At 70.3% G+C, this 19,562-nt stretch carries 21 protein-coding genes; 14 read left to right on the forward strand and 7 right to left on the reverse strand.

All coding sequences use genetic code 11. The features are described from left to right. Nucleotides 1-55: 55 nt before the first annotated feature. Nucleotides 56-970: a CPBP family intramembrane glutamic endopeptidase gene (locus AOM45_RS32685; RefSeq protein ID WP_156093997.1), complete on the reverse strand. Its 915-nt coding sequence runs from the start codon at nt 968-970 to the stop codon at nt 56-58. A 65-nt stretch (nt 971-1,035) separates the two neighbouring features. On the opposite strand from AOM45_RS32685, the gene AOM45_RS32690 reads away from it, so the two are divergent. Beyond that, on the forward strand, nt 1,036-1,632 hold the full coding sequence (locus AOM45_RS32690; protein ID WP_030469340.1) for a TetR/AcrR family transcriptional regulator: 597 nt from the start codon (nt 1,036-1,038) through the stop codon (nt 1,630-1,632). Nucleotides 1,633-1,654: 22 nt separating this feature from the next. Here AOM45_RS32690 and AOM45_RS32695 read toward each other — a convergent pair whose 3' ends face one another. From AOM45_RS32695 to AOM45_RS32705, 3 genes are all read right to left on the reverse strand, one after another. Further along, nucleotides 1,655-2,602, reverse strand: coding sequence for a class I SAM-dependent methyltransferase (locus AOM45_RS32695; protein WP_030469339.1), 948 nt, complete (start codon nt 2,600-2,602; stop codon nt 1,655-1,657). Between the two features lie 257 nt (nt 2,603-2,859). Continuing rightward, nucleotides 2,860-3,684: an SGNH/GDSL hydrolase family protein gene (locus AOM45_RS32700; RefSeq protein WP_030469338.1), complete on the reverse strand. Its 825-nt coding sequence runs from the start codon at nt 3,682-3,684 to the stop codon at nt 2,860-2,862. A gap of 62 nt (nt 3,685-3,746) precedes the next feature. Continuing rightward, a complete protein-coding gene (locus AOM45_RS32705; RefSeq protein WP_030469337.1) occupies nt 3,747-4,589 on the reverse strand; it encodes an SGNH/GDSL hydrolase family protein in 843 nt (280 codons plus the stop codon). Between the two features lie 115 nt (nt 4,590-4,704). Between AOM45_RS32705 and AOM45_RS32710 the strand changes: the two genes are divergently transcribed. Then, nucleotides 4,705-6,615 (forward strand): potassium transporter Kup, encoded by a 1,911-nt coding sequence (locus AOM45_RS32710; RefSeq protein ID WP_030469336.1) that lies wholly within the window; start codon nt 4,705-4,707, stop codon nt 6,613-6,615. A 41-nt stretch (nt 6,616-6,656) separates the two neighbouring features. Here AOM45_RS32710 and AOM45_RS32715 read toward each other — a convergent pair whose 3' ends face one another. Further along, complete coding sequence (locus tag AOM45_RS32715) at nt 6,657-7,067, reverse strand: ribonuclease domain-containing protein (RefSeq protein WP_030469335.1); 411 nt, start codon at nt 7,065-7,067, stop codon at nt 6,657-6,659. A 233-nt stretch (nt 7,068-7,300) separates the two neighbouring features. On the opposite strand from AOM45_RS32715, the gene AOM45_RS32720 reads away from it, so the two are divergent. The 7 genes from AOM45_RS32720 (at nt 7,301) to AOM45_RS32750 (ending at nt 12,808) form a co-directional block, all read left to right on the forward strand. After that, nucleotides 7,301-8,149, forward strand: coding sequence for a cellulose binding domain-containing protein (locus AOM45_RS32720; protein WP_030469334.1), 849 nt, complete (start codon nt 7,301-7,303; stop codon nt 8,147-8,149). Between the two features lie 71 nt (nt 8,150-8,220). Continuing rightward, a complete protein-coding gene (gene pcaH, locus AOM45_RS32725) occupies nt 8,221-8,958 on the forward strand; it encodes a protocatechuate 3,4-dioxygenase subunit beta (RefSeq protein WP_030469333.1) in 738 nt (245 codons plus the stop codon). Next, complete coding sequence (gene pcaG / locus AOM45_RS32730; protein ID WP_030469332.1) at nt 8,951-9,445, forward strand: protocatechuate 3,4-dioxygenase subunit alpha; 495 nt, start codon at nt 8,951-8,953, stop codon at nt 9,443-9,445. The genes pcaH and pcaG overlap by 8 nt, the downstream gene beginning before the upstream one ends. A 1-nt stretch (nt 9,446) precedes the next feature. After that, entirely contained in the window at nt 9,447-10,565 is a 1,119-nt protein-coding gene (locus AOM45_RS32735; RefSeq protein WP_030469331.1) for a lyase family protein, read from the forward strand. Beyond that, entirely contained in the window at nt 10,555-11,301 is a 747-nt protein-coding gene (locus AOM45_RS32740) for an alpha/beta fold hydrolase (protein ID WP_030469330.1), read from the forward strand. Before AOM45_RS32735 ends, AOM45_RS32740 begins: the two co-directional genes overlap by 11 nt. Continuing rightward, nucleotides 11,298-11,639 (forward strand): 4-carboxymuconolactone decarboxylase, encoded by a 342-nt coding sequence (gene pcaC / locus AOM45_RS32745; protein ID WP_030469329.1) that lies wholly within the window; start codon nt 11,298-11,300, stop codon nt 11,637-11,639. The genes AOM45_RS32740 and pcaC overlap by 4 nt, the downstream gene beginning before the upstream one ends. Beyond that, the gene (locus AOM45_RS32750) at nt 11,636-12,808 is read left to right on the forward strand and encodes a 4-hydroxybenzoate 3-monooxygenase (protein WP_030469328.1); all 1,173 of its coding nucleotides are present in this window, start codon (nt 11,636-11,638) and stop codon (nt 12,806-12,808) included. The genes pcaC and AOM45_RS32750 overlap by 4 nt, the downstream gene beginning before the upstream one ends. Here the strand turns inward: AOM45_RS32750 and AOM45_RS32755 are convergent. Beyond that, entirely contained in the window at nt 12,784-14,079 is a 1,296-nt protein-coding gene (locus tag AOM45_RS32755; RefSeq protein ID WP_030469327.1) for a molybdopterin molybdotransferase MoeA, read from the reverse strand. The genes AOM45_RS32750 and AOM45_RS32755 overlap by 25 nt on opposite strands. Nucleotides 14,080-14,158: 79 nt before the next feature. On the opposite strand from AOM45_RS32755, the gene AOM45_RS32760 reads away from it, so the two are divergent. Next, nucleotides 14,159-15,400, forward strand: coding sequence for an MFS transporter (locus AOM45_RS32760; protein ID WP_030469326.1), 1,242 nt, complete (start codon nt 14,159-14,161; stop codon nt 15,398-15,400). Here AOM45_RS32760 and AOM45_RS32765 read toward each other — a convergent pair. Continuing rightward, nucleotides 15,360-15,707 (reverse strand): hypothetical protein, encoded by a 348-nt coding sequence (locus tag AOM45_RS32765; protein ID WP_030469325.1) that lies wholly within the window; start codon nt 15,705-15,707, stop codon nt 15,360-15,362. The genes AOM45_RS32760 and AOM45_RS32765 overlap by 41 nt on opposite strands. 83 nt (nt 15,708-15,790) lie before the next feature. On the opposite strand from AOM45_RS32765, the gene fdhD reads away from it, so the two are divergent. The 4 genes from fdhD to AOM45_RS32785 all read left to right on the forward strand — a co-directional run bounded on the left by fdhD (nt 15,791) and on the right by AOM45_RS32785 (nt 19,561). Then, entirely contained in the window at nt 15,791-16,630 is an 840-nt protein-coding gene (fdhD, locus tag AOM45_RS32770) for a formate dehydrogenase accessory sulfurtransferase FdhD (protein WP_030469324.1), read from the forward strand. Between the two features lie 76 nt (nt 16,631-16,706). Next, entirely contained in the window at nt 16,707-17,576 is an 870-nt protein-coding gene (locus AOM45_RS32775; RefSeq protein WP_030469323.1) for an ABC transporter ATP-binding protein, read from the forward strand. 1 nt (nt 17,577) lies between these two features. Beyond that, nucleotides 17,578-18,645 (forward strand): ABC transporter permease, encoded by a 1,068-nt coding sequence (locus AOM45_RS32780; protein WP_030469322.1) that lies wholly within the window; start codon nt 17,578-17,580, stop codon nt 18,643-18,645. A gap of 4 nt (nt 18,646-18,649) precedes the next feature. After that, a complete protein-coding gene (locus tag AOM45_RS32785; protein WP_030469321.1) occupies nt 18,650-19,561 on the forward strand; it encodes a Gfo/Idh/MocA family protein in 912 nt (303 codons plus the stop codon). Nucleotide 19,562 lies beyond the last annotated feature (1 nt).

The raw sequence follows: 19,562 nt of genomic DNA on the forward strand, positions 1-19,562 counted from the left end.
AAGGTGATCGTGAATCATTCTTTGGTCGTAGAGTCGCGCAGCCTGATGGCGGGGCTCACCCAGCTGATCGGCTGGTTGCCCGGCTGTGCAACGCCATGCGGTCGCGCCGGCCTGCCCCGCCCCCGCGCAGCCGGCCGATCACGAGGAACCCGGAAGCGGCGAGCAGCAGGAACGCGGGCACGAGCAGCAACGCGTCGGGAGTGACCGGGGTGGCCGACCAGCCGCTGTCTCGCGCAGCGCCGTCGATCGTGACCCGCAGAACGCTCAGGTACGTCAGGTGCGTGGCGATGGACGTCCACAGCGAACCAGTGGTGATCCTCGCGGTCAGCAGGACCGCGCCGAAGATCGGGTACAGCACCGCGTAGGCGATCGGGTCCTCGCCCGCGGGTGCGAAGCCGGGCGGCGGCACGTTCTCGCCCAGCAGCGTGCCCACCCCCGCCTGCACGACGGACGAGGCGGCGCCGGCGAAGGTGAACAGCACAACCGTGGTGAGGAACGCCGTCCATCGGCGCAACGCCCGGGTGAGCGAGGTGTACACGTACCCGCGGAAGACCAGCTCCTCCGGGAACGCCTCCAGCGCGACCGCGATCAGCGCGTTGACGACGAGGAACCGCACGAGTCTCGCCGGGTCCAGCTGCCCCCAGCTCAGCCAGCCCGCCCACGTGCCGGCGCCGAGGACGACCACCGCCGAGCCGCCGGTGACCAGCACTCCGAGCCCGAAAGCCCGTGCGCCCCCGCTGAAACCGAGATCGGCCAGCGGCAGCCGGTCGACCCGCCGGCGCAGCAGCACGATCAACGACACCGCGAGCACGAGACAGATCGCGGCGGCCAACGCCTGCCGCCCGAGACCGCTCAACCCGGTGCGGCTGTGCACGGCCTGCGCTGCGGCTCCGGCGGTGCCGAGCGCCACGGCCATCGCGCCACCACCCGCCACCGCTCGCCCGACGGCCAGAAGTCTGGACTGGTTCACGTTTCCCCCTGGAGCCTTATTTCGGTCAACTGTACAGAAACGAGGCAGGAGTGTAGAAAGGTCGTGTGCCGAAGATCGTCGACCACGAGCAACGCCGCTGGGAGCTGGTCCGCGCGGTGTGGACGGTCATCCGCGAGCGAGGCGTCCAGGGCGCGTCCGTCCGCGCCGTCGCCCGTCAGGCCGGCTGGTCACCGAGCTCGGTCCAGTACTACTTCTCCACCCAGGCGGAGCTGCTGTTGTTCGCCCTAAAGGCGATCTCGGAAGCCGCCGATCTCCGCCTCGCCGCCCCGGATCTGCCGTCCGATCCCCGCGACCGCGCTCTGGCCCAGCTGGAACTGCTGCTCCCGACCGAACCGGACTCGTACGTCGCGACCGAGATCTGGGTGGCGTTCCTGTCCCTGGTGCGCATCGACTCCCAGGCCGGTGAGCTCAACACGGAGGCCCACACGCGGCTGACCCACCTGTGCCGCGAGCTGCTCGAAGCGATGGCCGCCGCCGGGCAGATCGCCCCGAGTGCCGACCTCGACCTCGAAACCCGCCTGTTGCAGGCGTTGTTCGACGGCATCGCCCTGCACGCGGTGACCGTGCCGGACCAGATGCCGCCCACCCTCGTCCGGCGGCTGCTGGAACACCACCTGGCGCGGCTGCGCGTGTCGGGCTGACAGCTCGCCGAGGTGAGGGGTTTCAAGCCCGGACGTGCGTGAGCAGCGCCAGTCCGGTCGGGTCGTAGCCGACCGACACGGGACGCCCCGGCAGGAGCGCGCGCACGGCGGGTTCGTCGCGTTCGATCACCTGCCAGTCCATCAGGTACTCGAGCGACCACCGGAACGGGTTGCCGGTCTTGGTGCTGGAGAAGTAGAACGTCCCGCCAGGACGGCACAGCCTGGTCAGCACGGCCTCCGTCAGCCGGACGGCCGCGCGGTCGTTCAAGTAGTCGTACAGGCCGTTGGCGAGCACCAGGTCGAACGGCCCGAGCTCGGCGAGGCGGGGGAGGGCGCGGAAGACGTTGCCGGGGACCGCGGTCGTGAAGTCGTTGAGCAGGCCGAGCCGCTTCTGCGCCAGCTCGAGCGCGTCCGGGTCGACGTCGGTGAGCACGAACCTGTCGCCGGGCCGGACCGTGCCGGGCGGGATGTGCCGCAGGTCCGGGGCGGCACCGGAGGCGATCACCAGCACCGACCGCGGGCCGGAGCGCGGCGCCGTGAGGGCGTCGCTGATCAGCCGGGCCTGGTGCATCACCCGGTTGCGCAGCTGCTGGGTGATCGCCGAGTGCTGCAGGTTCGTCTCGACGTGCCAGCCGAGCGTGCCCGGCTGGGCGTTCACCGCCTGGGCCAGGACGTGCTCGACGAGCCGGAAGTCGCTGGGGTAGCCGCGGGCCCACTCCTGCTCGTCGCGCATGAAGGGCGACCGCGCGCACGCCGACCGCGCGGGCTGGACGATCGCGGCGATGTCCTCGTCCGGCACGCCCGCGAGCACGCTGGACCCGATCTGCGCGCCGAGGGTGCGGAAGCGGCCGCCGACCAGCATGTGCGCCGAGGGGTCGGCGAGGTTGAACTCCTTCTCACCGCGCAGGAAGCCGTCCACGGCGTCGCTGAGCCGGTGCAGGGCGTCGGTGCTTTGCGGGAGCACGGTCATCGGGCACTTCCCTCGCTGCGGCAACGGTTCCAGAGCCTGTCAGTCGACGCCGCCGCCCGACAGAGGCTTTCGGGTAATACGGGGAAAACCCTGCCGCGGTTCGGGGGTGGGCCTCGTGGTCGCACCGCGTGAGAAAGCGAACTCCGGACGTCACTCGAAAGGAGTTCGACGATGACGGAGTGGCCCAACGAGCTCGCCTCGCGGGCCCTGGGCAGCTGGTACATCCGGCTGCTGTTCCCGCTGCCGTTCGCGTGAGTTCAGCGACTCGCGGCGCTGACCGCGTCCGCGATCGCCTGGTGCCCGGCCGGAGTGGGGTGCACGTCGGTGTGGTCGCAGAAGTACGTGATCGTGCACACCTCCGCGACCGAGGACGGGATCTGCCCGTACTTCGGGTCCTGCGTGAGCTCGGTCAGCGCTCCGTAACCGCCGGTCTTGCCGGTGATGTCGACGTACTTCGCACCGAACTTCGCGTACTCGGCGGCGACCTGGTTGTTGAAGTCCTCGTACAACGTCACCGACGTGCGGGCCAGGTCCTCGCCGTTCGGGAACTCGGGATTCACCCACGCGCCGAGGAACACGTCCGGATAGGACAGTCCGACGATCTTCACGTCCGGCGCCGCCTCCCGGAACCTGGTGAGCGCGGTCGCGATGTTGGTCCGGGTGTCCGCGGCGACCCCGGCAGCGCACTCGGCCGGGTTCTCCGCCACCGCACACGGTTCCAGCAGGTCGTTGCTGCCGATGACCATCGTGATCAGGCCGACGTCACCGGTGCGCAACGCCTCGACGGTCGCGTCGACCTGGGTCCTGCCCTCGGTCTCCGGCCCGCACGCGGGCTGGGAGAGCAGGTCGGCGGAGGTGGCGCCGTTGCAGGCGAAGTTGACCAGGTTCAGGCCCTCCTGCCTGGCCACGATCTGCGCGAAGCTCTCGCCGGTCCCTTCAGGACTCAGGCCCGTCGCGTAGGAGTCGCCGAGCGACACGTACGTCCGCAGCCCGGGCTGCGCGGCGACGGCGGGCTCGGGCAGAGGTGCCGAACACGCGGTGAGCGCCGTCAGCAACGCCACGACCAGGGCGAACCTCGGCACACGCGCTCCTTCGTATCGGCAACCGATGGTCCGAGGTTACGCAACTGTCCGTGAGGGCCGCGTCAGCGGGCCGCGGCGGCGACAGCGTCGGCGATCGCCTGGTGGCCCGCCGGCGTGGGGTGGACGTCGGTGCGGTCGCAGAAGTACGTGAGCGTGCACACCTTGGCGACCGAGGCCGGGATCTGGCCGTACTTCGGGTCCTGGGTCAGCTCGGTCAACGCGCTGTAGCCGCCGGTCGTGTTGGTGACGTCGGCGAACTTCGCGCCGAACTTCGCGTACTCGGCCGCGATCGTGCCGTTGAAGTCCTGGAACATCGTGACCGACAGCTGGGCGATGTTCTTGCCGTTGGGGAACGACGGGTTCACCCACGCGCCGAGGAACACGTCCGGGTACGTCAGTCCGACGATCTTCACGTCCGGCGCGGCCTCGCGCAGCTTCGTGAGCGTGGCGGCGACGTTGGTCCTGATGCCGGCGACGGTCCTGGTGGCGCACTGCAACGGGTCCTGGGCGATCGCGCACGGTGCCAGGTCGTTGCCGCCGATCACCACGGTGACCAGGCCGTCCTTCTTGCCGCGCACCGCCTCGACGGCGGCGTCGAGCTGCGTCCTGCCCCCGGCGTCGGACCCGCACGCGGGCTTGGTGGCGAGGTCGGCGGACGTGGCGCCGTTGCACGCGAGGTTGACGAGCTTCAGACCCGACTGCTTCGCCACGATCTGCGCGAAGCTCTCACCGGTGCCGCTCGGCCCGAAGCCCGTGGCGTACGAGTCGCCGATCGACACGTAGACCTGCTGGGCGGGCGGCGGCGCGCTGCTGGGGGTGGGGACCGCCGGCCTGGACTCTGGCGAGGTCGAGGTGCACGCGGCCAGCGCCGACAGCAAGGCCACGACCAGGACGAACCTCGGCACACCTGCTCCTTTTGATCGGGAACCGATGTGCCGAGGCTACGAAACCGCCCGTGAGGGTCGTGTCAGCGGCGCCGGCTGCCCAGCGGCACGTCTGGTCCGCGGTTATCTTGCGGGCGTGGCTGATCGGCAGGAACTCGCGCACGGCACCGTCCGACTGGCGGTGGTCGTCGGCGCGCTCGGCGTCGTGTTCGGCGACATCGGCACGAGTCCCATCTACACGATCCAGACGGTGTTCAACCCCGCCGACCCGCACCCGGTCCCGGTGAGTGTCGACAACGTCTACGGGGTCGTGTCGCTGATCTTCTGGTCGGTCATGATCATCGTGACGGTCACCTACGTGCTGCTGGCGATGCGCGTGAACAACGACGGCGAGGGCGGCATCATGGCCCTCATCACGTTGCTGCGCCGGTGGAAGGCCGAGCAGGGGCGCAAGGCGGCCGCGACGCTCGCGGCGCTCGGGATCTTCGGCGCGGCCCTGTTCTTCGGCGACAGCATGATCACGCCCGCGATCTCGGTGCTGTCCGCCGTGGAGGGCCTGAAGGTCGTCGAACCCGAGCTCGGGGAGTTCGTCGTGCCGGTCACCGCGGTGATCATCGTCGGGCTGTTCCTGGTGCAGCGCAGGGGAAGCGCGGCGGTCGGGCGGTTCTTCGGGCCGGTGATGATCCTGTGGTTCGGTGCGATCGGCGCGGCCGGGATCGCAGGCATCACGAGGCATCCGGAGATCCTCAAGGCGTTGTCGCCGACCTACGCGCTCGGGTTCTTCTTCGGACACTTCGACATCGCGTTCTTCGCCCTGGCCGCGGTCGTGCTGGCGGTGACGGGCGCCGAGGCGCTGTACGCGGACATGGGGCACTTCGGGCGGCCCGCGATCGCGCGCGGGTGGCTGTTCCTGGTGTTCCCGGCGTGTGTGCTCAGCTACCTGGGGCAGGGCGCGCTGATCCTCGACGACGAGGCGAACGTCAGCGGGCCGTTCTTCCTGCTCGTGCCGGAGTGGGGGCGCTGGCCGATGGTCGTGCTCGCGACGGCGGCGACCGTGATCGCGTCGCAGGCCGTGATCACCGGCGCGTACTCCGTGGCGTCGCAGGCCGCGCAGCTCGGGTACCTGCCGCGGTTGCGCATCGCGCACACGTCGGAGTCGACGATCGGGCAGATCTACGTGCCGTGGATCAACTGGGTGCTGATGGTCTCGGTGCTCACGCTGGTGTTCGCGTTCCGCACGTCGGCGGCGCTCGCGTTCGCGTTCGGCATGGCGGTCACCGGCACGATCACCATCACGACGACGCTGTTCCTGTTCATCTCACGCCTGAAGTTCCGGGCCCCGGTGTGGGCGATCGGCCTCGGCTGCGTCGTGCTGCTCGGCGTGGACCTGCTGTTCCTCGCGGCGAACCTGACCAAGCTCCTGCACGGCGCGTGGCTGCCGCTGCTCATCGGGCTGACGGCGTTCACGGTCATGACGACGTGGCAGCGCGGCCGGGCGATCGTCACGAAGGCCCGCGGGGACGCCGAGGGCTCCTTGCAGGCGTTCATCGAGGAACTGCACGAGCTGTCGCCGACGCGGGTGCCGGGCACGGCCGTGTTCCTCAACCGCGGCAAGGAGACCGCGCCGCTGGCCATGCGCGCGAACGTCGAGCACAACCAGGTGCTGCACGAACGCGTGGTCGTGGTGTCCATCGAGACCGAACCGGTGCCGCGCGTGCCGCCCGACCGCCGGATCGAGGTCGACGAGCTCGGGTACGCCGACGACGGGATCATCCACGTGAGCGCGCGCTTCGGGTACATGGAGACGCCGGACGTGCCGGCGGCGCTCGCGTTGCTGGAGCCCTCGCAAACCGAGGGTGAGCTGAACCTCGACCAGGCGCGGTACTTCCTGTCGAAGATCGAGCTGCGACGCGGCAAGGCCCCGACGATGGCGGCCTGGCGCAAACGCCTGTTCGTCGCGACCTCCTACATCACTGCCGACGCCGCGGAGCACTTCGGACTGCCCCGGGAGCGAACAGTGATCATGGGAGCCCACATCGACGTTTAGGGTCGGGGCGCGGTTGCGCCCCGACCGGTTCGCGGCGTGGATCAGAGGCGGTAGAAGTTCGCGTAGTGGTCCGGCGAGAAGTAGACGGCGCCGTCGGTGCGGTCGACGACGATCCGGTACGCGTCCCGGGAAGCGTTGCAGGTGCGCGGATAGACGTCGAACTCCTGGTAGCGGTGGTCCGACGGCAGCTGGCCCTCGCGGTTCTGGAAGGTGCCGCCAGCGAAGTTGCACTGCCCGGTCGGCCAGCTGTACCAGCCGCGTGAGCTGGGGTAGCCCTTCGACGACCAGGTCGAGTTGGCCGAGCGGGCCGCGGAACAGCGCGACTGGGTGCAGGAGTCGTAGACGTCGGCGTTGGCCGCGGGCGTGACGACGGTCGTCACGCCGAGAACGGACGCGACGACGGCGAGAGCGGCGAACAGGCGGCGTGCCCGGTGTGACTGCAGGGTGAGCACTTCAGACCTCCATCGGCAGGGTTTCGTGGATGTCGTGATCATTTCTGTTGATCACCACGAGCCGGTGAACGGCGGGCGAAGCGCCGTGTAACGGCGGTGGCATGTTCACGTTCCCACGAACGAGGGTCCGGCGCCTCCTTCCGGACCAACCGCGGTGGCAGCCTCTGAACGCCCGAGTTGATCAACTCCGAACAGCCGATTGATCGAGCTGCCTCGGAGGATAGATTTGCCCTATGACAGCACGGAAGCACTTGTTGGTGCTGTTGACCCTGCTCACCGCAGCCTGCACGGCCGAGCAGGGCGGCACGCCTTTCGCCGCCCCGAGGATCTCGTCTCCTCCCTCCGCAGACCTTGGACCGTCCACAAAGGTGCGTGCCGTCGTGGACGGCCGCACCGTCGAACTGGCGGACGGCACCCGAGCCCGCATCTCGCTGCTCGCCGAACCGTCCTCCTGCGCCGCCCCCGCCGCGCTCGAGTTCGCGACGAAGACGTTGCTGGACAAGGAGGTTCGCGTCAGCAGCATCACGCCGGGCGAGGTCTCCCTGGTGCTCCAGGACGGCGCCGACTACGCGCTGCTGGCGGTGAAGAACGGCGTCCTGCGCACCACCGGCGTGGACGGCGGCCCGCTGATCGAGGCGGAAACCAAGGCGGCACAGGCGAAACTCGGCCTGTGGGCGCAGGACTGCCCCACGTCGACCGCACCACAGTCACCGGCCCCGACGTCGACGTCGACCACCACCACACCGCCACCTCCGCCTCCACCGCCGTGCGTCGTCGTGTACCGGGTCACCAACGAGTGGACCGGTGCGTTCCAGGCCCAGGTGACCGTGCGCAACGTCAGCGGTGCGCTGGTCGACGGGTGGACGTTGCGCTGGCGGTTCGCCGACGGCCAGACCGTGGCGCAGATGTGGAACGGCACGGTGTCCCAGGCCGGTGGCGACGTGACGGTGAAGAACGCCGGGTACAACGCGTTGATCCTGGCGGGCGGATCGGTGGAGATCGGGTTCAACGGGTCGGTGACCGGGCCGAACTCCGTGCCGGGCTCGTTCACGCTGAACGGCACGACCTGCACGGCGGGATAGGTGCGAGGGTTTCCACTCAGTGGAAGCCTTCGGTCGACGGCGGCGGGTCCGGCTACCTAGCGTCTGATCCCGTGACGACCAGCCAGCACGAGATCAGCGACGAGATCGCGAAGATCCAGGCGGACACACCGACCGGTGCGCCGCTGCTGGACTTCGCCCCGTACCGCAGCACCCGGCTGCGCCACCCGACCAAGGAGTTCCAGCAGGTCGACCCCGAGGGCGCCGAGCTGCTGGCGCCGGTCTTCGGGCACTCCGACGTCGCCGCCGCCGAGTCCGACCTCACGATCGGGCGCGGTGGCGAGCCCATCGGCGAGCGCATCCGCGTGCACGGCAGAGTGCTCGACGGCGACGGCCGCCCGGTGCGGCGCCAGCTCGTCGAGATCTGGCAGGCCAACGCGGCCGGGCGTTACTCGCACCAGGGCGACCAGCACCCGGCACCGCTGGACCCGCACTTCACCGGCGTCGGCCGCTGCCTGACCGACGACGACGGCTGGTACTCGTTCACGTCGATCAAGCCCGGCCCCTACCCGTGGCGCAACCACCACAACGCCTGGCGGCCCGCGCACATCCACTTCTCGTTGTTCGGCACCGACTTCACCCAGCGGCTGATCACCCAGATGTACTTCCCCGGCGACCAGCTGCTGGCGCTGGACCCGATCGCCCAGTCGATCACCGACCCCGCCGCGCTGTCCCGGCTCATCGCCACGTACGACCACTCGCGGTCCGAGCACGAGTGGCTGCTCGGCTACCGCTGGGACATCGTGCTGACCGGAAGCCACGCGACCTACCTGGAGCCGTCCGATGACTGAAGCGACTCCCGGCCAGACCGTCGGCCCGTTCTTCCACCACGCGCTGGCGTTTCCCGGCGACTCCGAGCTGGTGCCGTTCGGCTCGGCCGGATCCGTGGTGCTGCACGGGTACGTCTACGACGGCGCCGGTGACCCGGTGCCGGACGCGCTGATCGAGATCAGGCAGGCCGACGCCGCGGGCGTGGTGCCGAGCACCGGCGGTTCGTTGCGGCGGCGGGGTGCGAGGTTCACAGGCTGGGGGCGGTGCTGCACCGACGGCGCCGGGCACTACTGGTTCAGCACCGTCGAGCCGGGGCTGCCGTTCTTCGCGGTGACGGTGTTCGCGCGCGGGCTGCTCGACCGGCTGTTCACGCGCATCTACCTGCCGGGAGCGTCCGGTGCCGTGGACGGGCTGGTGGCGGCGCGGGAGGACGACGGTCGTCTCCGGTTCGACATCCACCTGCAAGGGCCGTCCGAGACGGTCTTCTTCAAGTTCCCGCGGACCTGACGTGCTGCCTGGTTCACATCGCGCCTCCGGCCTGGTCGACGACACCGCGCTGGTGCGGGCGATGCTGGAGGTCGAGGTCGCGTGGGCACGTGTGCTCGGCACACCGATCTCGCTCGGCTCGTGGGTGCCCGTGCTGGACCCGGCCGAGGTGGAGGCCGCGGGCAACCCGGTGCTGCCGCTGGTGTCCGCGTTGCGGGCGCACGTCTCCAGCACCGTCCACACCGGACTGACGAGCCAGGACGTGCTCGACTCGGCGTTGATGCTGCTGGCACGCGACGTCTCGCAGCGCGTGTCGGCTGATCTCGAACGGGTCGCCCGTGCGCTCGCCGGGCTGGCGGACGAGCACCGGTCCAGCGTGATGGCGGGACGGACGTTGACGCAGTACGCCGTGCCGATCACGTTCGGGCTCAAGGCCGCGCGGTGGCTCGTGGGCGTGCTGGACGCGGTGGCGGAGCTGGACGCCGTGGCGCGGGCTCTGCCGGTGCAGTGCGGGGGCGCGGCGGGAACGCTGTCCCGCGCGTCTTCCGTCGTGGATCCGGTCGCGGCCGCCGCGGAGTTCGCTCGTCACCTGGGACTGGTCTGGCCGGGGATGCCCTGGCACACCTACCGCGCTCCGGTGACGCGTCTCAGCGACGCGCTGGTGCGCGCGTGCGACGCGCTCGGGGTGATGGCGGCCGACCTGCTGACGCTGGGACGGCCGGAGATCGGTGAGGTCTCCGAGGGCGCCGTGGCGGGACGCGGCGGGTCGTCGACCATGCCGCACAAGCGGAACCCGGTGCTGTCGGTGCTGGTGCACAGCGCGGCTCTGCAGGCACCGCAGCTCGGGGCGCAGCTGCACCTGTGCGCGGCACGAGCGGTGGACGAGCGGCCGGACGGGGCGTGGCACGCGGAGTGGCCCGCGTTGAGGGCCTTGATGGAGCTCGTGGTCGTGGCCGCGTCCCAGTCGGCTGAACTCGTTGAGGGACTTGAGGTGCACGCGGACGTGATGGCACGCCGGGCCGGCGAGGCCGCTGGGGAGTTGCTGGCCGAACGGGGTGGCGGCTCCGATCCGGGCTCGTACCTCGGCGCGGCCGAGCTGTTCGTGGACGAGGTGCTGAAGAGGTGGCGCGATGACCGTTGAGCTGAGCCTCACCCGGCTCGCCGGATCGGAGTTCTCGTCGCGGCTGCTGGTGGTCGGGCCGTCGCTCGGCACGTCCGTCGCGCTGCTGTGGCGGGACTGCGCGATGGTGCTGCCCAGCGAGTTCGAGGTGATCGGCTGGGACCTGCCCGGCCACGGCAACGGCGCTCCGGCGACCGCGCCGTTCACCGTGCAGGACATCGCGGACGAGCTGACCGAACGCGTCACGGCATTGGCCGGTGAACGGCACGCCGCCTACGCCGGGGTGTCGTTCGGCGGCGCGGTCGGTTTCGAGCTGGCGAGCCGGAACGACGGACCGTTCGAGACCGTGGTGTGCATCGGCGCGGCGCCGCGGATCGGGTCGCCAGAGGCGTGGCACGAGCGGGCCGCACTGGTGCGGCGAGCGGGAACACCGGTCATGGTCGAGGGTTCGGCGCAGCGGTGGTTCGCGCCGGGCTTCATCGAACGCGCGCCGCGGATCGCCGGGGCGCTGCTGCGGGCGCTGGCGGACACCGACAAGGAGTCCTACGCGCTGGCGTGCGAGGCGTTGGCGCTGTTCGAGGCCGGTGAACCCGTGCGTCCCCCGCGGGTGCTGGTGGGAGAGCACGACGTCGTGGTGCCGCCTTCGAACTCCGGCCGGGTGCTCGACGGGTGCGGGCATCTGCCGCCCGCAGAAAACCCGGCGGCGGTCGCATCGGTGCTGGTGGAGGAGTTGCGGTGTCCTACGACGACGGCATGAAGGTTCGGCGTGAGGTGCTCGGGGACGCCCACGTGGACCGGGCGGTCCCCGACGACTTCACTCGGGACTTCCAGGACTTCATCACCCGGTACGCGTGGGGCGAGATCTGGACGCGGCCGGGGCTCGACCGGCGGATGCGCAGCGCGATGACGCTCACGGCGTTGATCGCTCTCGGGCACTGGGAAGAGCTGAAGCTCCACGTCGCGGCGGCGCGGCGCAACGGGTTGAGCGAGAACGAGATCGGTGAAGTGATCTTGCAAAGCGCCATCTACTGCGGTGTGCCCGCGGCGAACCACGCGTTCGCGGTCGCGCGCCAGGTTCTGAAGGAGGAAGCGTGACCACGCGCACCCAGGTCGGCATCGTCGGTGGGGGACCGGCCGGGCTGATGCTCTCGCACCTGTTGTCCCTCAACGGGATCGACAGCGTCGTCGTCGACAACAGATCCCGGCTGGAGATCGAGAACACGATCCGCGCCGGCATCCTCGAGGCCGACAGCGCCCGGCTGCTCGTCGACACCGGCGTGTCCGACCGCGTGCTGCGCGACGGACACCCCCACGAGGGCATCGACCTGAGGTTCGGCGGCGAGAGCCACCGCATCGACTTCCGCGCCCTGGTGGGCGAGTCGGTCTGGCTCTACCCGCAGACCGACGTGTTCATCGACCTGGCGAACGCCCGCGAACGCGACGGCGGCGACGTGCGGTTCGGCGTGAGCGACACGTCCGTCGACATCACCGAGCCCGCCATCCGTTTCACCGACAGCGACGGCGTGCGGCAGGAAATCCGCTGCGACCTGCTCGTGGGAGCGGACGGCTCCCGCTCGATCTGCCGGGCGCAGGTGCCGGAATCCGTGCGCACGCACAGCTTCCGCGAGTACCCGTTCGCCTGGTTCGGCATCATCACCCAGGCCCCGCGCAGCGCCCCGGAGCTCGTCTACACGCACTCGCCGCGCGGGTTCGCGTTGATCAGCCAGCGCACCGAGACCCACCAGCGCATGTACTTCCAGTGCGACCCGGAGGCCGATCCCGCCGCGTGGTCGGACGACCGGATCTGGGAGGAGCTCCAGGCCCGCGTGGCCGGACCGGACGGCTTCACGTTGAAGGAAGGCCCGATCACCGAGAAGACGGTGCTGCGCTTCCGGTCGTTCGTCGCGGAACCCATGCGCCACGGCAACCTGCTCCTCGCGGGCGACGCCGCCCACACCGTGCCCCCGACCGGCGCGAAGGGCCTCAACCTCGCCCTGGCGGACGTCCGGGTGCTCGCCGAGGTGATCGAACGCGCGCTGCTCAAGAACGACCGCGACGCTCTCGACGAGTACGGGCCGCGCGCGTTGGACCGGGTCTGGAAGGCCCAGCACTTCTCGTACTGGATGACGACCATGCTGCACGCCCTGCCCGCCGCGACGGACTTCGACGTGCGGCGTCAGCTCGGTGAGCTGAGGTCCGTGGTCGGGTCGGAGGCGGGGTCGAGGTTCCTCGCCGAGGGCTACACCGGGACCTGGCCCGCCTGAGCGCTGATCAGCTCGACCTCGCCGCCCTGGTGCCCAGGAGGGACGACGGCGAGGGCGTCGGCGAGCGCGGCACCCCACAGCGAACCGGGGCGGTCGTGGCCTGCGGGGATCGCGTTGTCGCCCCGCCTGGTCACCGGGACCAGGCGTGTGTCGCGGGGGTGCGCTTCTACTCGCGTGAGGCGCGCGGTGATCGGTGGGCGTGGCGCGTGCCCGCCGAGGGTGCCGAGCAACGGCTGGAGCAGCGTCAGGACCGCGGCGAACGCGGCGAAAGGGTTGCCCGGCAGGCCGACGACGCAACGGCCGTCGGGCAGCACGGCGAGCAGCATGGGGTGGCCCGGGCGGCAGGCGACTCCGCTGACGAGGATCTCGGCGCCGAGGTCGTGGAGCACTCGGCGCAGGTGATCGGCTGGGCCGGCCGAGGTGGCGCCACAGGTGACGAGGACGTCGGCCTGGTCGGATGTGAGGGCGTTGGTGAGGGCGTCGGCCAGGGCGGACGGGTCGTCTCGCACGTGGGTGGTGCCGACCAGGTCGGCTCCGACGAGCAGACCGGGGAGCATCGGGCCGATGGCGTCGCGGACCCTGCCTGGGCGTGGTGAGCCGGACCGGAGCAGCTCGTCGCCCGTCACGATCACGGTCACGCGCGGGCGGCGGTGGACCAGCAGGGTGTCGTGACCCGCGCCCGCGGCGAGGCCCAGGACCGCGGGGGAGACCGCGGAACCGGCCGGGACGAGCTCGTCGCCGGCTGACCAGTCCTCGCCGCGGCGGCGGATGTGTTTGCCGACCTGCGCAGGTACCGGATGTTGACATCCCGAATGTTCACATCCTTGATGTTGACATCCGGGATGTTGACAACCTGCGGTTTGACCACCCACATGTCTACAACCTGAATGTTGACATTGTGCTTGTTCGACCAGCCGTGCGCCGTCGACCGTGCAGCGCTCCACCGGGATCACCAGGTCTGAGCCGACCGGCACCGGAGCCCCCGTCGCCACCCCGAACGCCTCACCGGGCCTCAACACCGTGTCCGACATGGGATCGCCAGCCGCGATCCGCCCCACGACCGTCCACGGTCCCGGCCCGGCCACCGCGTAGCCGTCCATCGCCGAGGTGTCGCAGGTCGGCTGGCTGGCCAGCGCCCGCACACCCGACGCGAGCGCGAACCCGGCGGCGTCGGACAAGACGAGCTCGACGGCTTCCAGCGGCTTCGCGGCTTCCCGCGCCGTCCGGCGGGCCGAAGGCCACGGCATGTTCTGGGGCATGTTCTGGGGCATGTCTGGGGCATGTTCATGAGGGCTCCCGTGGTATAGCCTACCTCATACTGTATGCAATCCTCGGGACGGGGTGAAGGGCATGCCAGTCGCGACTTACGTACGTGATCACGTCGGCAGGCTCTACCGGGTGGGGGAGACCGACGTCGAGGTGTCGGGACGCTCGCGCCGCGCGGTGCTGTGGGCGGCGTGGGCGGCGATGCTCGCGGCCGGCACCGGGCAGTACGGGTTCGGTGCGTTGATCCCTCAGCTGCAGGAACGGTGGAGCGTGCCGGAGCTGTTCTGGGCCTTGGCGTTGTGGACGGTGGGCCAGGCGGGCACGGCGTTCCCCGCGGCCTGGTTGAAGGAGCGGAACAGACTCACGCCGACCGGTGCCATGTGGATCGGCGCGCTCCTGTGCGGCACCGGTCTGCTGACGCTCGGCCAGGGCCAGCTCGTCGGGTACGCCGTGCTCGGCGGTGTCGGCGCGGGCCTGGTCTACGCGACGTGCCTGGGCACGGTCGTTCGCTGGTATCCCGAGCGTGTGACCAGGAAGGTCGCGTTCGTCAGCGGGGCGTTCGCGTACGGGTCGGTGCCGTTCGTGCTGACCGCCGGGGCGTTCTTCGGTGGCGGATTTCTCCTGCAGGCGTCCATCGCGGTCACCGTGGTCGTCGCCGTCGCGGGCGTGGTGATGAAGGACCCGCCCGAGCACTGGTGGCCGCCGCACGTGTCGCCGCGCGAGTGGGCGCTGGACCGGGCGCGGGTGCCGAACCGGGCGGCGCTCAAGGAGTTCCGGCCGGAGCAGGCCATGCGGTGCGGCACGTTCTGGTGGCTCTACGGCGGTGTGGCGTTCGCGGCGGCGGTGTCGCTCTACGACCTGGCGTACCTGCCGTTGTTCGTGGGAGACAAGACACTCGGCGCGGTTGCTCTGGCGACGCTCGCCGCGGCGACGGGCACAGGACGCGTGCTGGTCGGCTGGATCTCGGACCGCGTCGGACGCCGCAAGGCACTCGTGTGGACGTTGGCGACCGGCGGCTGTGCGCAGTTCGTGCTGCTGTACTCGTCCAACGTCGTGGGCCTGCTCATCGGTGCGACGCTGGCCGGACTCGGCACGGGGTGCTGTTACTCGTTGCTCGTGGGCGTCACCAGGGAGTACTTCGGCGAGACGAACGGCGCGCGGAACTTCGGCGTGCTCTACACCGCCAAGGCCGGGGGAGCGCTGATCGCCGCGATCGTCCTCGCCTCGCAGGGGCCGGCGTTCGCGTTCACCGCGGCGGGGGTGCTGGGGCTGGCGGGTGCGCTGTTCACGCGGCACCTGTCGCAGCCGGGAAGGCCCCGCCTGTGAGCCGGGTGCCGAGGCTCGCGAGAGGCCGGCACCCGGCACCCGCGGACGGGTGTTGCCTGATGGAGCTGACGTCGGTGCTCGCGGGCGAGGTGTGGTCGGACCGGCCCGCCTGCGTGCACCCGGTGCTGGCGTGCGTGGCGCGGTGCGTCAACGACCAGTCCACAGAAGACGGTCGGAGGAAGCTGTTGCCCTTCGCCACCAAGGTGATCGGCACACGGAAGGCGTCCGCGCAACGCCTGGTCGCGCATTGCGTGCGCAGGGCGGGCATTGCCGCGCCGACGTGGTGGCCGCGCAGCTGGGTGGTCACCAGGGCCGTGCGGGCGATGAACGGGGACGAGGTGTTGCGGCGTCTGCTCGACGAGTGCGTCGCGATCTGCGGGGAGGCAACCGGTGGGGCGAGTGACGAGCAGGCGGCGCGTGATCCGGCTGGTGGACGACGCGGTCACCGCGCGTCCGGACACCCTGGCGGTCGAGGAACCGCTGGAGATCCGCGTGCGGGGCAAGTCCCTCGCCGTCACCATGCGCACGCCGGGTGACGACTTCGACCTCGCGGCGGGCTTCCTGGTCAGCGAAGGCGTGGTGCGCAGCCCGTCCGACATCACCTCCATCCGCTACTGCGCGGGCGCGACGGCCGACGGCGGCAACACCTACAACGTGCTCGACGTCGGCCTCGGAGAAGGCGTCGCGCCACCGGATCCGTCGATCGAGCGCAACTTCTACACGACGTCGAGCTGCGGCCTGTGCGGCAAGGCGAGCCTGGACGCCGTGCGCACCACCGCGACCTGGCAGGTGGCGTCCGACCCGATCCGGCTCGACTCGCGGGTGATCACCGAGTTCCCGGCGAAACTCCGTGCCGCGCAACGGGTTTTCGACCGGACGGGCGGTCTGCACGCGGCCGGCCTGTTCGACGCCGGCGGCACCCTGCTGTGCCTGCGCGAGGACGTCGGCCGGCACAACGCGGTCGACAAGGTCGTCGGCTGGGCCATTCGCAACGGCAGGCTGCCGCTGACGAGCACCGTGCTGATGGTGAGCGGCAGGGCGTCGTTCGAACTGGTGCAGAAGGCCGTCATGGCGGGGATTCCGGTGCTCACGGCGGTGTCCGCGCCCTCATCGCTCGCCGCCGACTTGGCCGGGGAGATGGGCGTGACGCTCGTCGGGTTCCTCCGCGGCACGTCGATGAACGTCTACACAGGAGGGCACCGCCTCGGCGTGACGGCCAGTGTTCGTTAGTCCGCATGGCGTCCTCCGTGAGGAGGATGCCTCACGGCGGACGCGATCTTGGTACGAACCGCATAACGTTCTTCCCATGTTGACTGTGAGGGGGATCAGCCGGAGCTTCGGCGACCACCGCGTCCTCGACGAGGTGAGTTTCGACGTGAAGCCCGGCAGGATGACCGGCTTCCTGGGGGCCAACGGATCCGGCAAGACGACGACGATGCGGATCGTGCTGGGGGTGCTCGCCGCGCACGGGGGTTCGGTGAGCTGGCTCGGGAAGCCGGTCACTCCTGCGCACCGGCCCGACTTCGGCTACATGCCGGAGGAACGCGGGCTCTACCCGAAGATGAAGGTGCGCGAGCAGATCACGTGGCTCGGCCGCCTGCACGGCGTCGACCGGGCGACCGCGCAGCGCAACACCGACGAGCTGCTCGCCGACCTGGAGCTGACCGACCGCGCCGACGACCGGCTGGAGGCGCTGTCGCTCGGCAACCAGCAGCGCGTGCAGATCGCCGCGGCGCTCGTGCACGACCCGGACGTGCTGATCCTCGACGAGCCGTTCTCCGGCCTCGACCCGATCGCCGTCGAGACCGTGCTGGACGTGCTGCGCAAGCGAGCCGCGAACGGTGTGCCCGTGCTGTTCTCCAGCCACCAGCTCGCGATCGTGGAACGGCTCTGCGACGACGTGGTGATCATCTCCAAGGGGCGGATCGCCGCGAACGGGTCACGCGAGGAGCTGCGCCGCCGGCACGCCGGTGAACGCTACGAGATCGTCGTGGAGGAGGACGCGGGCTGGATCCGCGACGTGCCGGGCACGACCATCCTGGAGCTCGACGGGCCGCGCGCGGTGTTCGAGTCCGAACCCCAGCAGGTGCTCAGGGCCGCCCTGGACCGCGGCGAGGTCCGCTCGTTCACCCCGGTCGTGCCGACGCTCGACGAGATCTTCAAGGAAGTGATCTGACATGGCCAGGGCCTCCTTCAGCCAGTCCACCTGGCTCGTCGCCGAACGCGAGATCAAGACCCTGGTCGGCAGCAAGGGTTTCTGGATCGGCTTCCTGTTCACGATCGTCGGGTTGTTCGCGCTCACCGTGCTGCCGACGGTGTTCGGCGGTGACGATCCCAAGGTCGCCGCGGTCGGATCCGCCGTGCGGGTCGTGCAGGGCAAGCAACTCGACGTCCGAGAGGTGGCCACCGTCGAGGAAGCCGCCGACCTCGTGCGCGAGGACGAGGTCGAGGCGGCGATCGTGCCGGACGGTGGCGGGATCAAGGTCCTCGCGCTGAACGACCCGCCCAACGACGTGATCCGGCAGCTCGTCGAGTCACCGCCGGTGGAGCTGCTGGACGCGTCGGCGGTGAGCTCCGGGCAACGGGCCGTCACCGTGATCGTGTTCGGGCTGGTGTTCCTGATGTTCGGCATGGGCGGCGCGGCGATCGCGCAGAGCACCGTGACCGAGAAGCAGACCCGGATCGTGGAGATCCTGGTGTCGACGGTGCCGGTGCGGGCACTGCTCGCGGGCAAGATCCTCGGCCACACCATCCTGACGCTCGCCCAGGTCGTGGTGCTCGCGCTCGCGGCACCGATCGCGCTGCGGGTCGCCGGTCTCGGCGAACTGCTGGGAGTGGTGGCGCCCGCGTTGGGCTGGTTCGTGCCGTTCCTGATGCTCGGGTTCGTGCTGATCTCGTCGATGTGGGCGGTCGCCGGTGCGCTGGTCAGCCGTCAGGAGGACCTCGGCTCGACGATGGGCCTGGTCATGCTCGCGGTGATGGGACCGTACTTCGGCGTGCAGTTCTTCTACGAGAACGCCACTGTGCTCAAGGTGATGTCCTTCGTGCCCTTCACCGCCGGCGTCGCGATGCCGGTGAGGTTGTTCGGCCAGCAGGCACAGCCGTGGGAGGCCATCCTCTCTCTCGTCCTCCTCGCGGCCACGGTGGTCGCGATCCTGCTGATCGCCTCGCGCCTCTACACCGGCTCGCTGCTGCAGACCGGTGCACGGGTGAAGCTCGCGAAGGCGTGGGCACCGGCAGAATAGGGCCATGATCGCTGATCCGATTCGCCTCGCCGTCGTCGGCCTGGGTGCCATGGGCACCCGGATGCTGGCGGCGGCGCAGGCACATCCGGGCTACACGGTGGTGGCTGGCGTCGACGTGGCACCCCGATCGCTCGACGTCCCCGTGGTGACCTCGCTGGACGAGGTCCTGTCCGATGTGGACACCGTGTACGTCTCGACGCCACCGGCCTCGCACGCCTCCCTGGTGCTCAAGGCGTTCGAGGCGGACAAGGCAGTGTTCTGCGAGAAGCCGCTCGCCGTGGACCTCGGCGAGGCCCGCGCGCTGGCCGCCGCCGCCCGGGGACGCCCCAACGCGGTGAACTTCGCGTTGTCGGACATGGTCGCGACGCTGGAGATCGAACGACGGCTGCCGGAGCTGGGAACGCTGCGGGGCGTGGAGATCCGGCTGCAGTTCCCGCGCTGGCCCCGAGCGTTCCAGGCGGAGGCGGCCTGGCTCGCGCGCAACGAGCAGGGCGGGTTCGTCCGCGAGGTGTTGTCGCACTTCGTGTACCTGACCGACCGGCTGCTCGGACCGCTGACGGTCGAGTCGGTGTCGGCGGACTTCCCCGAGCCGGGTGCCGCGGAGGTCGCGGCACGCGGAGTGCTGCGGGGCAACGGGGTGCCGGTGCACGTGTCCGCGTTCTCCGGGCTGGCGGGTCCCGAGATCTACGAGTGGACGGTGTGGGGCACGGAACGGTCGCTGCGGCTCGACCAGTGGGCTTTGCTGTCCACTTCGGACGGTGGACCGTGGGAGCCGGTGCCGTTGGAGCAGACCGGTTCGGACTACTCGCGGCTCACGCTGTTCGCCCAGGCCGTGCGGGGTGAGCACCCGCACGACCTGGCGAACTTCGAAAGCGGTCTGCGCGTGGCCGAGGTGATCGAGGCGTTCCTGCGGTGAC

The sequence above is a fragment of the Lentzea aerocolonigenes genome, assembly GCF_000974445.1.
GTDB classification, from domain to species: domain Bacteria; phylum Actinomycetota; class Actinomycetes; order Mycobacteriales; family Pseudonocardiaceae; genus Lentzea; species Lentzea aerocolonigenes.